The 14,243-nt window shown below is 43.1% G+C and carries 11 protein-coding genes; 9 read left to right on the top strand and 2 right to left on the bottom strand.

Annotated features, from left to right (window positions below; genetic code table 11):
* Positions 1-291: 291 nt before the first annotated feature.
* The 8 genes from priA (at position 292) to CK503_RS08155 (ending at position 11,788) form a co-directional block, all read left to right on the top strand.
* Entirely contained in the window at positions 292-2,727 is a 2,436-nt protein-coding gene (gene priA, locus CK503_RS08190; RefSeq protein ID WP_095606316.1) for a replication restart helicase PriA, read from the top strand.
* 177 nt (positions 2,728-2,904) lie between these two features.
* Positions 2,905-4,692 (top strand): InlB B-repeat-containing protein, encoded by a 1,788-nt coding sequence (locus CK503_RS08185; RefSeq protein WP_095606315.1) that lies wholly within the window; start codon positions 2,905-2,907, stop codon positions 4,690-4,692.
* 262 nt (positions 4,693-4,954) lie between these two features.
* Complete coding sequence (locus CK503_RS08180) at positions 4,955-6,913, top strand: glutamate-cysteine ligase family protein (RefSeq protein ID WP_095606314.1); 1,959 nt, start codon at positions 4,955-4,957, stop codon at positions 6,911-6,913.
* Positions 6,891-7,844, top strand: coding sequence for a succinylglutamate desuccinylase/aspartoacylase domain-containing protein (locus tag CK503_RS08175; protein ID WP_176466252.1), 954 nt, complete (start codon positions 6,891-6,893; stop codon positions 7,842-7,844). The genes CK503_RS08180 and CK503_RS08175 overlap by 23 nt, the downstream gene beginning before the upstream one ends.
* Positions 7,845-7,918: 74 nt before the next feature.
* Positions 7,919-8,782 (top strand): SMC-Scp complex subunit ScpB, encoded by an 864-nt coding sequence (gene scpB / locus CK503_RS08170; protein WP_095606312.1) that lies wholly within the window; start codon positions 7,919-7,921, stop codon positions 8,780-8,782.
* Positions 8,754-9,560 carry a pseudouridine synthase gene (locus tag CK503_RS08165; protein ID WP_095606311.1) on the top strand — a complete coding sequence of 269 codons (807 nt, stop codon included), beginning with the start codon at positions 8,754-8,756 and terminating at the stop codon, positions 9,558-9,560. Before scpB ends, CK503_RS08165 begins: the two co-directional genes overlap by 29 nt.
* Before the next feature lie 158 nt (positions 9,561-9,718).
* A complete protein-coding gene (locus tag CK503_RS08160) occupies positions 9,719-10,594 on the top strand; it encodes an alpha/beta hydrolase family protein (RefSeq protein ID WP_255233363.1) in 876 nt (291 codons plus the stop codon).
* Positions 10,595-10,627: 33 nt separating this feature from the next.
* Entirely contained in the window at positions 10,628-11,788 is a 1,161-nt protein-coding gene (locus tag CK503_RS08155) for a tetratricopeptide repeat protein (RefSeq protein WP_095606310.1), read from the top strand.
* Positions 11,789-11,855: 67 nt separating this feature from the next.
* Here the strand turns inward: CK503_RS08155 and CK503_RS08150 are convergent, their stop codons facing one another.
* Positions 11,856-12,521 carry a DUF4412 domain-containing protein gene (locus tag CK503_RS08150; protein WP_095606309.1) on the bottom strand — a complete coding sequence of 222 codons (666 nt, stop codon included), beginning with the start codon at positions 12,519-12,521 and terminating at the stop codon, positions 11,856-11,858.
* Between the two features lie 156 nt (positions 12,522-12,677).
* Between CK503_RS08150 and CK503_RS08145 the strand changes: the two genes are divergently transcribed.
* A complete protein-coding gene (locus tag CK503_RS08145; protein ID WP_095606308.1) occupies positions 12,678-13,166 on the top strand; it encodes a metallophosphoesterase in 489 nt (162 codons plus the stop codon).
* A gap of 12 nt (positions 13,167-13,178) precedes the next feature.
* On the opposite strand, the gene CK503_RS08140 is transcribed toward CK503_RS08145, so the two are convergent.
* Positions 13,179-14,183, bottom strand: a complete 1,005-nt coding sequence (locus tag CK503_RS08140; protein WP_095606307.1) for an isocitrate/isopropylmalate dehydrogenase family protein — start codon at positions 14,181-14,183, stop codon at positions 13,179-13,181.
* Between the last annotated feature and the right edge of the window lie 60 nt (positions 14,184-14,243).

Genomic DNA, 14,243 nt, shown 5'->3' with positions numbered 1-14,243 from the left:
CTTTTTTATTTAAAATTTTTCTTGTTGTCATATTGACTATTGCTAATTATAGATTAGTAATTCTCATTAAATATGATCCTGTTCTATGCAGAATATAATCAAACAGGATTCTCAGTACCTTTCTTAAAAATCTGACTTCTTTAATATGAAGAAGAGCTGTACCAACTTGTTGTAATTTGTATAACGGAAAATTACTTCACTAGTCACAAAATATTTTCTATTGACTCACAGCCACAGAATGAATATGCTTTGCTGCAGTTTATAACTAATAATAACAGTTAATTCAAAGGCTTGTCTTTATACACAGATATTGTATTTCCTACTGCTGTCCGTAGGCAGTTTACCTATAGCTTGCCTGACGAGTTTAAAGAAGATATTGAAGTAGGTAAACGGGTATGGGTACCCCTGCAAAAGCATAAAAAAATCGGGGTTGTTGTTAATATTCATGATGAAAGCCCCGAATTTAATACTCGTCCGGTGCAGCAAGTGCTTGATGAAAAGCCCATTATTTCTGAAGAGTTATTAAAGCTAACAGAATGGATTCACCACTTTTATTACTGTGGATGGGGTGAGGTTATACAGGCGGCGTTGCCGGTGGGATTAAATTTTTATGCCCAGAAATATTTGAAGGCAAGAGAAAGTGAATTACCTAATTTTCTTAATGATGATGAGGCTGAAATCAGGAAAGAAATACAACAGAGCGAATCCTATTTGTTAGCCGAAGCCCAAAAAAGATGGGGCGATAAAATCTTAGATAAGCTGGTGGGTCAGAAAGTGTTGGAGGTGTGGGAACAGCCGGCCATGAAGATGGATCCCAGTACAGATAAATTATGGCAATGGAAGGGAAAGGAGAGCAGAAAGAAGGCTAAGAGAATTGTCGAGGAGCATGAAGAAGTGGGTAAGAATTATAAATGGGTCCGAGCATTAAAAGTATTACTTGACTTAGAGCTGCCGGAGTTTCAAAAAGAGCTGACAGACTTTGAGATGTTGGAATACTATACGCTCAATCGAATTGCTGAAGAAGGCTTACTCACATATGATGAGGTAGAGACCACCAATTTAAGTATAAAGTTGGAGTACGATCCCAGCCAGCTTAATACGTTGAATGAAGGACAGCAGGCTGCTTTTAAAGAGATTAAGAAATCGATTAATAAAGAATCGTTTGGCAGCTATTTGCTGTATGGCATAACGGGCAGTGGAAAAACGGAAGTGTATATTCATGCTTTAAAAAAAGTCTTGGAACAAGGAAAGGGAGGGTTGGTTCTCGTCCCTGAAATTGGTTTGACCCCGCAAATAGTAAAGCGATTCCACCTGATATTCGGGGATGATATTGCCGTATTGCACAGCAGACTTACTGATCGGGAGCGGTATGATGCGTGGCGTGCGCTGCAAAAGGGGGAAAAGCGAATCGCTATAGGAGCGCGGTCTGCCGTTTTTGCTCCGGTTCAGAATTTAGGGCTTATTGTAGTGGATGAGGAACACGATATGTCGTATAAACAGGAAGACCCGGCCCCACGCTATAACGGACGGGATGTAGCGATCATGCGAGCTCATATCAATGATGTACCGGTAGTTATGGGATCAGCAACGCCAAGTATGGTTTCTCTCTATGGCACCAAAAAAGGGAAAAGCGAATACCTGGAGCTTAAAAAGCGTCCTTTTGAAGCAAAGTTACCGGATGTGACTTTGCTTGATCTCAAACAATATCAGTCTGCCATGAAAGGACCAATTGCTATTCCCCTTTTTGAAGCAATTAAGGAGGCAGTTGAAAGAGATGAACAAGCCATCCTATTATATAACAGAAGAGGCTTTGCTTCATACCTGCAGTGTGCAACCTGTGGTGAAATACCTGAATGTCCGAATTGCTCGGTGAGTTTGACGTTCCATAAATCAAAAAAACAGCTAAGATGTCACTACTGTGGTTATTCCGAACGTCAGCCCCGACGGTGCAAGAAATGTGGAAAAAATACGGTAGAATCCCGAGGAAGTGGAACCCAGCAGTTGGAGGAGCAAATAGCTGAGCTCTTTCCCGATGCAGAAACGTTGCGTATGGACTTTGATACGACTTCAGGCAAGAATGCACACTCAAAAATTCTAAAGGCATTCGGACGAAAAGAGGCAGATATACTGGTTGGTACTCAAATTGTGGGGAAGGGATTGGATTTTCCTGATGTGACAGTTGTGGGAGTAATTGATGCTGATACGGAGCTCGCTTTTCCTTCATTCCGTTCGGGAGAGCGAATGTATCAGCTGTTGAGCCAGGTGGCCGGACGTTCAGGGAGGGCTGATAAAGAGGGTAAGGTGTTTTTTCAGACCTGGCAGTCCGATCATCCCGCAATACAAAAAGCGAAAGAACACGATTACAAGTCGTTTGCTCGTCAGGAGTTGGCCTACCGTAAAATGCTGCAGTATCCACCCTATTCACGCATTATCAGATTTGTATTTAAGGGAGAACAAGAAGGGCGCGTTCGTAGGGTGGCTGAAACGTATACAGAATGCCTGACTGAGGTATTGGGCAGTTTTGATTCGGTGCTGGGTCCGTCACCGGCGGCTATTGCCAAAATGCAGAATTTTTATCGGTGGGAGAGCTTTATTAAAATAAATCCTTCCAATGGAGCCTCGGCTATTGAGCAAATGCTTGACAGGACCTTTGATCTGTTTGATGATCGGAAACCAAAAGGCGCCAGCTCAGTTCGTATTAATGTTAACGTGGATGCTTTGGAATAGATTTTTTGCTCGGGGTATTTTGCGTTTGCCTTTTGGAGACATGATATCTGAGTTAGGAAAGAGATGACCCATCTTTAGGTTAGTTTTACGTATTAGGTAATGGGGGACCTGAATTTAGTAGGTAAAGCATCCCTCGAGAGCAAATGCTAAAAAACCTAATATAAACCACTTCTTGTTATGAAACGATTGTTACCAATATTCATCATTTCTATCTCACTCATTTTTATGTCATGCGGGGGCAATAGCACTGGCCCTGATCCGGAGAAGGGCGCTGCCAGTACAGAAGCGGCGATCTATGATGTAGACCTGTCCATTAACCCGTCTGACGGAGGAACAGTATCACCATCGGGACAAAATACGTACGAAGAAGGAGAGCAGATCGACCTGCAGGCTCAGGCAAACGAGGGCTATGTTTTTGCAGGGTGGACGGGTGATATAAGCAGTTCAGATAATCCCCATTCGCTTACGGTTGATCAAGATTATACGATAGCAGCTAATTTTGAAGTGAGAAATTATGAGCTGACGATTAATACCGAAGGACAGGGAACCGTTAACGAAAAGATTGTAGAACAGCAGTTCAAGGAGTATGAACACGGTACTGTGGTGGAATTAACAGCTGATCCGGCAAAGGGATATCGGTTTGTAGAATGGACCGGTGATGTAACAGGTACAGAGAATCCGGTTCAGCTTACCGTGGAAAGTGCTAAAGAAGTGACGGCTGTATTTGAGAAGAAATCTTTCGTCCTAAACGTTACAGCGAGTGGAGAAGGGACGGTGGTATTGAATCCCGATCAGCAGGAGTTTTTATACAATTCGACGGTTGAATTGGAAGCTAATCCCGCTCAAGGGTGGTCATTTGTGGAATGGCAGGGAGATATCACCGGGACGGATACTCTTGTTACTGTAACGGTGGATACAGCAAAGACCATAACGGCTGTATTTGAGAATCATTTTTCCGGGGGTAATGGGACAGAATCAAATCCTTATAAAATTTCGACAGTTGAGGATCTGCAAAAAATAAACAGCATGTCATATGATTCCAATCTTCATTTTTTGCAGATAAATAATATCGACGCTTCAGAAACGGAAAATTGGAATCTTGGAAAGGGCTTCGAGCCACTATATTTATCTGGCGGTGTGTATGATGGACAGGGATATACAATATCGGATTTAACCATTGATCGTGGTGATAAGGTAGGATTGTTTGTCAGCGTAGGTGATGGCGTTGAGGTAAGAAATATAAAACTTGAAAATGTAGATATAACTGGAAGTGGCCGAGGAACCGGGGCATTAGCTGGTATGGTTAATCAGAATGGAAAAGTATCTAATTCATCGGCAACGGGTAAGGTCCATTGTACAGACAGGAGATGTGGTGGCTTGGTTGGCGATAACTATGGAAGCATTGAAAGCTCTTTCGCCGATGTTACGGTAACTTCTATTGAGGATTATGTTGGCGGACTTGTTGGACTCAGCTGGGGTAGTATCGAATATAGTTACGCTATGGGCAGTGTATCTGGGATATATAATGTTGGTGGCCTGGTAGGTAGAATGACTAATAATAACGATTCCTATATCGGTCATGTGAAGAAATCTTATGCCAAGGGAGATGTGACCGGTAAGGACCGTGTTGGAGGATTGGTTGGAAGTAATAGTTCAGATATCCGTATAACTTATTCTTATGCCTCCGGAAAGGTGACCCCTTCAACAACAGGTAATACAAAAATAGGGGGACTGATAGGCACCTATTACGAAACTGACAGTGTTCTGCAAAACTGTTACTGGGATACCGAGAGTACCGGGCAAACTGAGGGGGCAGGAGGTAGCACCAGTCTTAGTTCGTATAATTATGGTTTGACTACCTCAGAGATGACCGGTAGCAATGCTAAAACTAATATGTCTGAATTTGATTTTGTTAGCATATGGCAGGAGGTTGATGGCGATTATCCGGCTCTGTTTTGGGAGTAACTGAGTACAGTGATTTTCATAAGGTTAGAAGGGTGGCCGATGGGGTTCGGTCATCCTTTTTTTGTTGGATTCAAGAAGTTGACATAGTATATAACTTCAAAGCTGTTCGATGATGAGTATAGATGTTAGATAAAGGCTAATTTTTTAAATTATTTGATTCTATAATATGTTAGGGGGTATGGATAAAGAACGCTTGCATTCTGTACAATAAATTCGATTATTACAGCGGAAAGTTACCTTAACAATCAATAATGAGGAGCCTATGGGTGAATCCAGGGTAAAATTGGCCGACAGTCAGGAAGAAGTACAGCGCTTTATGAAGTATGTGTTAAAAGACCTTCGAGCGCTGGACCGAATGCTTAATGAAGGCGATTGGTTTGAAACCGACCCCATCCGGATTGGAGCTGAGCAAGAACTTTGTCTTGTTGACCAACAGGCAAAGGCATGGCCACGCAATATGGAGGTGCTCGAAAAGTTGCAGGAAACTGAAAATGGCAACTTTACTACAGAGTATGCAAAATTCAATCTCGAAATAAATATGGAGCCCCTTGAATTCAATGGGGATTGTCTTTCGAAAATGGAGCAGAATCTCCAAAAGCAGGTCGATAAAGTTCGAGCTGCGACGGAAGAGCTCGGAGGGGAGATCGTATTGACAGGCATTTTGCCAACAATTCGCAAGGTTGATATCGATCTGAAAAACCAGACTCCTTTGCAGCGTTATAGGGCGCTTACGCAGGCCATCAATAAGCTGCGTGGTGGTGATTATGATCTGCGTATTCAGGGTATGGATGAGCTGTTAATGAAATTTGATTCCCCGCTGTTAGAGGCGTGTAATACTGGATTTCAGGTGCATCTGCAGGTAGGACCCGAGGAATTTGTGCCCAAGTATAATATTGCTCAGCTGGTAACAGCCCCGGTTCTGGCGTCAACGGTAGGTTCCCCCATTCTGTTTGGGAAGCGATTGTGGAATGAAACCCGCATTGCTCTTTTCCAACAATCAGTAGATACGCGAACGGTGGGGGATCATCTGCGAGAAAGTAGTCCGCGTGTAACGTTTGGTAATAAGTGGGTAGATGAGAGCATTCTCGAGATTTTCCAAGAAGATACTGCCCGTTACCGGGTAATGCTGAGTTCGGAAGTTACCGAAGATGTGGAAAAGCTATTGGATGAAGGCACACCACCCGATTTGCGAGCTTTGCAGGTCCATAATGGAACGGTCTATCGTTGGAATCGTCCCTGTTACGGCATTACTGATGGGAAGGCACATCTGCGTATCGAGAACAGGGTTTGTCCCGCTGGCCCGACGGTTACGGACGAGGTGGCTAATTCTGCCTTTTGGCTGGGGTTGATGAATAAGATGGAGGATTATTATCCCAATATATCTGAAGAGATGGATTTTGATGATGCCCGAATGAATTTTGTGGCGGTTTCTAAGATGGGACTCGATACGAAGTTGCGGTGGTTCGATGATCAGCGGATTAATGCAGTGGATCTTATTACCGAAGAACTGCTGCCGATTGCCAAGGAGGGACTCCGGGAAGCGAAGATTGATGACAGCGATATTACAGAATACCTGGATATTATTGAGCAGCGAGTGACGGCGGGACAAACACCATCGTATTGGATGCTAAATAATTATGCGTCGCTGATGAAGGAGCATGGATCTAAAGAGCAGACGCTGGCGGCGATAACAACGGCGATGATCAAGAATCAGAAAAAAGGTGAACCGGTACATAAATGGGGACGTGCCCGCATGGAGGATCTTGAGCACTGGAAGCCTTCGAGCTTAATCGTCGAAGAGTTTATGACGACAGACCTTTTTACGGTACAGAAAGATGACCTGGTAGAGTTTACGGCAAACTTGATAGATTGGCGCCGTATACGGTATGTTCCGGTAGAGGATGATAAGAAACACCTTGTTGGGCTGGTGACAATGCGGATGGTTTTTAATGCCTATTCCAAGTCGGTAAATCATGATGAAGGTGTCGTGGAGACGGTTGAGGATATCATGATTGAAAATCCCATTACTATTCATCCGGAGGCCTCTATTATGGAAGCCATGGAAATTATGAATAGCCAGGAAATAGGATGTCTTCCCGTAGTAAAGAATAACCGGCTGGTTGGAATTATTACCGAGCATAATTATATGAGAATAGCACGCAGATTGTTGAAAGTATTACATTTGAATAATGAGGAGAATGAGGAATCCGAGGAAAACTAATATCGCGACAAGAAAAGAAGGCGATCGGATTTTAGGAACCATTGAAGGTGATCCCGGTGGGCCGACCGTAGTATTGGTAACCGGTTTGCATGGTAATGAGTTTGCCGGAGTTGAGGCGGCCCAGAATATATTTGATATGCTCGATGGTATTCGTCCGCAAATTAATGGGCGACTAATTATTCTCCGTGCTAATTTGCCGGCGCTTGAGCATAATGTCCGTTATCTTGATGAAGATATGAATCGTCTGTGGTTTCCCTCCATAATTGAAAAGATTCGAGATACGCCGGAAGCTCGTATTAAATCGAATGAGCGTAGGCAGATGAAGCAGTTGCTCCCTATACTTGATGATATTGAGGAGCGCGACGATGAGCCGGTTGTATTGGCGGATGTTCATACGTTTTCTGCTGAGGGTAGTATGTTCAGTATTACGAGTTCTGATCCCCGTCAACGCGAACTGTTATCCAACTTGTATGTACCCATGGTTTTTGGAATTGAGAAATCACTCCGCGGTACGGCGCTGGGCTATTACCAAAATCAGGGATTTATCTCATTTGGATTGGAGGGCGGACAGCATGAAAATGAGCTGACAGAATATAATATTACAGCTTCGCTTTTGCTTTTACTACACGCAGTGGGAGCTATCGAAAAACAGTATGTGGAAAAAATAAAGGAGTATGAACGCCATTTGAAAGCTCACACCCGGCATTTGCCGGTGGAGACCGAACTGGTATATCAGCACATCATTGAGCCGGGCGACGGTTTTGCGATGCGTCCGGGCTATTCAAACTTTCAGCCTATTAAAAAAGGAGAGTGGCTGGCCAATGATAATGAGGGGAAAATTATCGCACAAACGGACGGCTATATTTTGATGCCCCTGTATCAGCAACAGGGTAACGACGGCTTTTTTATCATTAAAGAGAATGAAGGGTAAAAAATTTGTTATTTTATGCCCTTGTGAATTCAGCCGTAATCTAAAGAAGAATTATTCCTACAACGGGAACAGTTATGCAAGACTATCAGTTTGTTGACGGTACGCGCCTGTCCTCAGTAATTGAAGCGCTTATTTTTGCCAGTCCGGAGCCGATTTCAGAAGAGAAGATTTGTGAGATTATCGCAAAAGGTGAGGAGAACCTGGGATTGGAAATTAATGCTATAGAACCTTTTGTAGAGAAATTGAATCAGCGGTACGAAGAAAATGGACTGGCATTCAATATTGAGCATGTAGCGGGGGGATATACGTTTTCAACGAAAAAGCGTTTTGAGCCCTGGCTCAGTATTTTTCAGCACGAAAGTGCCTACCGAAAATTGTCGCAATCGGCTATTGAGACCCTTGCCATTGTAGCGTACAAGCAGCCGATTACCAAGCCCGAAGTGGATGATATTCGGGGCGTGGATTCCGGTTATATGTTGCGCCAGCTGTTGGAGAAAGTACTTATTGAGGTTTCGGGTCGGTTGGATGCTCCCGGGAAGCCTCTCCTGTATCGCACAACCAAACATTTCTTAAAGCATTTTGGCATTAACTCTATTGATGAGCTGCCGAAGCCGCGCGAAATTGAGGAGATCCTTAAAGATGATGACATGGCCGAGCATCGCCAGTTTTTGTTTGATCGTCAGCTGGAGCTCAAAGAGCTGCAGGAAACCGCGGAGGATAAGGACGCAACGGAAACGGCGATGTCGCTTATTGAGGCGGTCGAAAAAATTGATGAGGAGGAAGTGCCAGACTTAGATGAATATACGGCGGATGTGTTGCAGCTCGATGACGAGGAAGAAAATGATGAAGACGACGAGACAAGTAAGGAATTGGAAAATGAATCGGATAGTATCCAAGAAAATTTAGAAGATGAGTCGACGAAGAAAGAAGAGGAGTAAACGCGGAAAAATTGAAGAGCCTAACCACCAGGTTGACCAGAATTATGATGAAGACGAAGAGATTCGTCTGAATAAATACATTGCCCACTGTGGGTTTACCTCCCGGCGTAAGGCGGATGACTATATTGCAGCCGGCAAGGTGAAAGTGAATGATGAGGTAGTAACCCAGATGGGGGTAAAGGTGCAGCGAACGGATAAGGTTGAGGTCGAGGGACAGGTTTTGAGCCTCGAAAAGTTTGTGTATATCCTGCTGAATAAGCCAAAGGATACAATTACCACAACTGATGATCCCCGCAACCGCGATACGGTAATGGATAAGATTGAGAATGCGACGGGCAAGCGGGTTTATCCCGTGGGCCGCCTTGATCGCCATACCATGGGATTGTTGATTTTAACCAACGATGGCGATTTGGCGAACCGACTTATGCATCCCAGTTATGAGGTTCGAAAAACGTACGAAGTTGAAACCGAGCGCGGTCTGAAAGATGATGAGCTTCAGAAGCTGTCCGAAGGTATTGAGCTTGAAGACGGGACGGCACAGGCGCATAACCTTGCGCGAACGCCTAATGGTTTTGTACTTTCCATTTTTGAAGGACGAAATCGTCTCGTACGCCGGATGGTTGAGTATTTCGGTACAGAAGTCACAAAGCTTAAACGAGTTGAATATGCAGGGCTTACGCTCCGCGATGTAAAAATGGGTCGCTGGCGCTACCTTAAGAAAAGCGAGATTAATGGTTTGCGTAAGTTGGTAAAACTCGGTCCCCTTGATTTTGATTAGGATCTAAGATCTTGAAATTATCCTAATTGTGTCATCCTAAAATAAATTTAGCATGATGCGCATATAGGATGTTTTTTATCTCGTTCCGTTGCTCTGCTGCGGAACAATATTCCATTAAATCATAAACAAGCATAAAGAACAGAGCCTTATTTATATTCATGAAGGATATTGAAGTCAAAAAGATTTCTGATTCAGTACCATCTGCCGAAAATCTTCCCATCTATTACCATTTATATTATCCGGAGAACAGGGGGGAGGATAACTTGCCGGTAATATTATTTCTGCATGGATTCAAAGGGTTTAAAGACTGGGGAGCCTTTCCGGATGCCTGTCGTGAACTTAGTAAAGCCGGATTTGCGGTTTTGGCGATGAACTTTTCACTGAATGGAGTAGGTGAAAGTATGACTGAATTTGATCAACTTGATCTGTTTGCCCGGGAAACCCTAAGCCAGGATTTGGAGGATGTTGGAACCGTTATCAAGGCGTTGAAAGACAATGATATTACGGGACAAGATATTTCTTTGGATGCGAGCAGCATTGGTGTCTTGGGTCACTCACGCGGGGGACATACTGCGGTGGCCGCATCAGCAGAGTATCCCGAAATAAAGTGTTTGGTCACGTGGTCGGCAGTAGCCGATTACAATGCCCGTTGGAGTGATGAGATGATTAATGATTGGGAAGAAAAGGGCGTCACTGAAATTAAAAATGGACGAACCGGTCAAATAATGCCGGTTAAAGAGGTAGTCTACAAAGATGCTATTGAAAACGCCGATCACCTGATGGCTGTAAAACGTGTTCAGGAATTGGAACTGCCAGCCCTTTTTGTTCACTCTAAAGGTGATGAGGCAGTATCCTATAGCGAGGCGGAAAAGTTGTATGAACATTGTAATGCTCAGGATAAAGAAATAAAGCTGATTCCAGACTCCGGTCATACCTTTAATACAGCGCATCCATTTGAAGCCGATAAGTTTCCTGAACCATTTGCCGAGGTTGTCAATGCGACTCAGGAGTGGTTTCAATCACATCTAAAATAAGTTAGGCTTGGATCAGTTATTACAATAAAAAAGGTGAAGATTATTCGCTATTTATTTCTTCTACTCTTCGTTTTAATTATTACTCAGCCTGTACGTGCCCAAGTTCCCGAACTTATTAATAACCCAGATTTTAGAACAGATGCCAAAGCTGCAGTTGATTCGGTATATAACCTGAATTTCGAGGGTGCTGAAGAGAGGCTGGCTGTATGGAAAGATAGACATCCCGAGCATCCCCTGTGGACCCTTTTTGAGGGTATGCAATTGTGGTGGACCGTGTTGACAGATCTTCACGACCGTTCGCATGACGAGCATTTTTTTGAGATGATGCAAAAGACTGATTATCGAGCGGGCAAGTTGTTACACCGCCAGCCCAAACATGTAGACGGACTGTTAATTCGAGCGATAAGTAATGGCTATATGGCACGCCAATACGCGAATCGCGAAAAATGGATTACCAGCATTAATTATGGGCGTAAAGCGATAGAAGCTTATAATGTCCTTTTAGGTGTTCAGCCTGAACTTAATGATCTAAAACTTGCTGAGGGACTAAAACTCTATTATCTGGATTACATTCCCAATGAATATCCCGTAGTAAAAACGGTTAGCTGGGCACTGTCCGATGGTGATAAACAAGAAGGACTGGAAGCTATAGAGGAAGCATCAAAAAATGCAGTTTTTGCAAGGGCCGAAGCCATTTATTTCCTGGGAAATATTCATTACAACTATGAGAAGAACTATGGAGTAGCGGTTCGTAATTTCGAAAAACTCTACAAGCAATATCCTAATAACAGCTATTATATTCGGATTTTGGTAAAGAGCTATTATAAACAGTCCCGGTTTGATGAAGCGTTGGAATTTATTGACAGTAATTTACAAAGATGGAAGAAGAAAGACCTTCCGGATTTCAAGGTGGTGCAAGAAGAGTTACTTACATGGAAGGGCCGTATTATGGATAAAAGAGGACGCACCGACGAGGCTATTGATTGTTATACCAGAGCATTTACATTGGGTGAGCAGCTGCCGGATACAAAAAACCGCTCTTTCTATGTTGTTTCGGGCTATCTGGCGGGGAAATTGCTATCCAAAGAGGGGAATATAGATGAGGCGCAGAATATACTAAAAAAGGTGGTAGAAGCGGAAGCCGAAAAAGAATATCGTCAGCAAGCAGAAGAGTTACTTGCAGAGATCAATTAGCAAATAAAAAAGCGACACCTCTAACCAAGGTGTCGCTTTAGTAAAAATGGGCTAAATTCTTTGGGATCTAATTCCCATTTTGCATGCCTTTCATCATACCACTCATATCCCGATATCCTTCCGGTATTTCAAAAAGATCATCAGAAAGTGATTTTTCTTCAATCTTTGTGGCTTTCATCTGAACAGTGCGATTTCCATTTTTGATTTCAACAATTTCAAGGGGCATCGCACCTTCTTCTGAAAACTTTTGAACCCAGGCCGGTGCCTCTCGCTTTTGCATCTGATTTTGTGGCATCATAAATGTCCCCATCCCTTTGGCCATGCAAGTTTCAAAGATGCCATCTTCTGACTTCATTTTCCATACCTCACACGTTCTACCGGCAATTGTTTTTGTTTCGCCGGTATTATTGAGGTCAGCATCATCGATGTTATCGGTGCTTTCTCCCTCTTGGCTTGTATCCATTTCTATATATCCGTTCATCTGTTCAATAAGAATGACCATTTTTGATTGCTCAGGAAGCATAAGCATAACGCTTTTTTGTCCCCTGTGACTTACTTCCATGCGCCCTTTATTTCCTTTAACCATGTATGGCATTTCTCCCATCCCCTGTTTGGCTAAGTCAGCCATTTCGAAATGAATAACACCCTCAAAATCTTGGGCAGTAGTAGAGGTTGGAACACCAATAAAGCAGATAATTGATAATGTTAGTACAAATTGTGATAATTTTCTCATAATGGTAACGTCTCTGTTTAAAGTTGAGTCAAAAGTATGATAATTATAGAAATTACTTTTCTGTAAAGCCAATAAAATTAGTTGGATGTAGAGAGTTAGCAATCTCTTTATTGAATCTTAAAATATCTATAAAACTCAAGAAATAAAGTAAAAACTATGTTAATTGGACTTATCGCGGATTCCCATGATCATGTGCGCCATATTCAAAAAGCAGTTAAAATATTTAAGGAACGTAATGTTGAACTTGTTTTGCATGCCGGTGATTTTTGTAGTCCCTTCACTATTCCACCTTTTGAAGGATTAACCCTGAAGGGTGTTTTTGGTAATAATGATGGAGACCATTATTTGATCTTGCAAAAATTTAGCGAAATAGGAGCAACGCATTTAGGAAGCTTTGGTGAAGTGACGGCTGACCAAAAAACCATTGCTCTGTATCACGGAACAGATATGCCCATTACGGAAGCATTAGAACAGGCCGGTAAATATGATGTGGTGGTATCCGGACATACCCATGAGAAGAAGGTCGAATTTGTCGGCAATACGTTAGCAGTAAACCCCGGTACGGCCCACGGTTTTGACGGGGAGTCGTCTATTGCTCTATTAGATACCGATACAATGGATGTCGCTTTTATTGAGCTAAATTAAATGGCAGAAATATTACTTATTTAGATTTTTAACGACAGCTTCGGTAAAAGCAGTCGTTGAGCCGCTCCCGCCAATATCGGGAGTGCAAACGGATTTATCTTCAAGTGTTAGATAAACGGCTTGGCGAATGCGATCAGCTAAATCGTTTTCGTCAATGTGTTCAAGCATCATTAATGCTGAAAGTAGAAAAGCGATGGGATTTGCTACATTTTGGCCAGCAATATCGGGAGCAGATCCGTGAACAGCCTCGAACATAGCGGCATCATCACCAACATTGGCAGCACCTGTTAAGCCGAGTCCGCCCACCAATCCAGAAGCCAAATCAGAGAGGATATCCCCAAAAAGGTTCGTTGTTACGATTACATCGAACTGTTCCGGCTGCAAAACCATCTGCATAGCCATGTTGTCGACGATCAGATCTTCATACTCAATTTCAGGATAATCCTTTGCAATTTCTTCGCCCACTTCCATGAAAAGACCACAAGTGAATTTGAGAATATTTGCTTTGTGTATAAGCGTTACTTTCTTTCGGTTCTTCTTCTTGGCGTATTCAAAAGCAGAGCGGATTACTTTCTCGCTGGCCTCGCGGGTAACAACAGCGATGCTTTCGGCGTGACTGTTCTCTTTAACCCACTGTTCTTTGCCGATGTAAAGCCCTTCGGTATTCTCGCGAAACATTACTAAGTCCACATTATCAAACCGGCTTTCGATATGGGGAAGTGTCTTTGCCGGACGAATATTGCTGTGGAGTTCAAATTTTTTGCGCATAGCAACATTTACCGAGCGGAATCCAGCTCCGATGGGGGTTGTTAGAGGTCCTTTAAGCGCAAGTCGATACTTTTTAATAGCATCAAGAGTTTCATCGGGCAGGGGATTGCCGAGTTCTTCCTGTGCTGTAAGTCCGGCGGTACATTTAATCCAGTTGATGTCCGCACCGGCAGCATCTAAAATGGTTGTTACTGATTTTGTAATTTCGGGGCCAATGCCGTCGCCGGGAATTAAAACAATATCGTGCATGAGAATAAATGTGTTTAGAAGAACTCGAATTATTTTTGTCTGCTATATATAGCCCGCAAA

This window comes from Fodinibius salipaludis, assembly GCF_002287075.1.
Lineage (GTDB): Bacteria > Bacteroidota > Rhodothermia > Balneolales > Balneolaceae > Fodinibius > Fodinibius salipaludis.
This window is presented reverse-complemented; position numbering and strand designations above follow the sequence as displayed.

What these genes read in the sequence shown, in the direction of transcription:
- CK503_RS08175 (WP_176466252.1), top strand. Translation starts at nt 6,891, where the DNA reads ATGAGGAATCCGAGGAAAACTAATATCGCGACAAGAAAAGAAGGCGAT.
- scpB (WP_095606312.1), top strand. Translation starts at nt 7,919, where the DNA reads ATGCAAGACTATCAGTTTGTTGACGGTACGCGCCTGTCCTCAGTAATT.
- CK503_RS08185 (WP_095606315.1), top strand. Translation starts at nt 2,905, where the DNA reads ATGAAACGATTGTTACCAATATTCATCATTTCTATCTCACTCATTTTT.
- CK503_RS08180 (WP_095606314.1), top strand. Translation starts at nt 4,955, where the DNA reads ATGGGTGAATCCAGGGTAAAATTGGCCGACAGTCAGGAAGAAGTACAG.
- CK503_RS08140 (WP_095606307.1), bottom strand. Translation starts at nt 14,183, where the DNA reads ATGCACGATATTGTTTTAATTCCCGGCGACGGCATTGGCCCCGAAATT.
- CK503_RS08150 (WP_095606309.1), bottom strand. Translation starts at nt 12,521, where the DNA reads ATGAGAAAATTATCACAATTTGTACTAACATTATCAATTATCTGCTTT.
- CK503_RS08165 (WP_095606311.1), top strand. Translation starts at nt 8,754, where the DNA reads ATGAGTCGACGAAGAAAGAAGAGGAGTAAACGCGGAAAAATTGAAGAG.
- CK503_RS08145 (WP_095606308.1), top strand. Translation starts at nt 12,678, where the DNA reads ATGTTAATTGGACTTATCGCGGATTCCCATGATCATGTGCGCCATATT.
- CK503_RS08160 (WP_255233363.1), top strand. Translation starts at nt 9,719, where the DNA reads ATGAAGGATATTGAAGTCAAAAAGATTTCTGATTCAGTACCATCTGCC.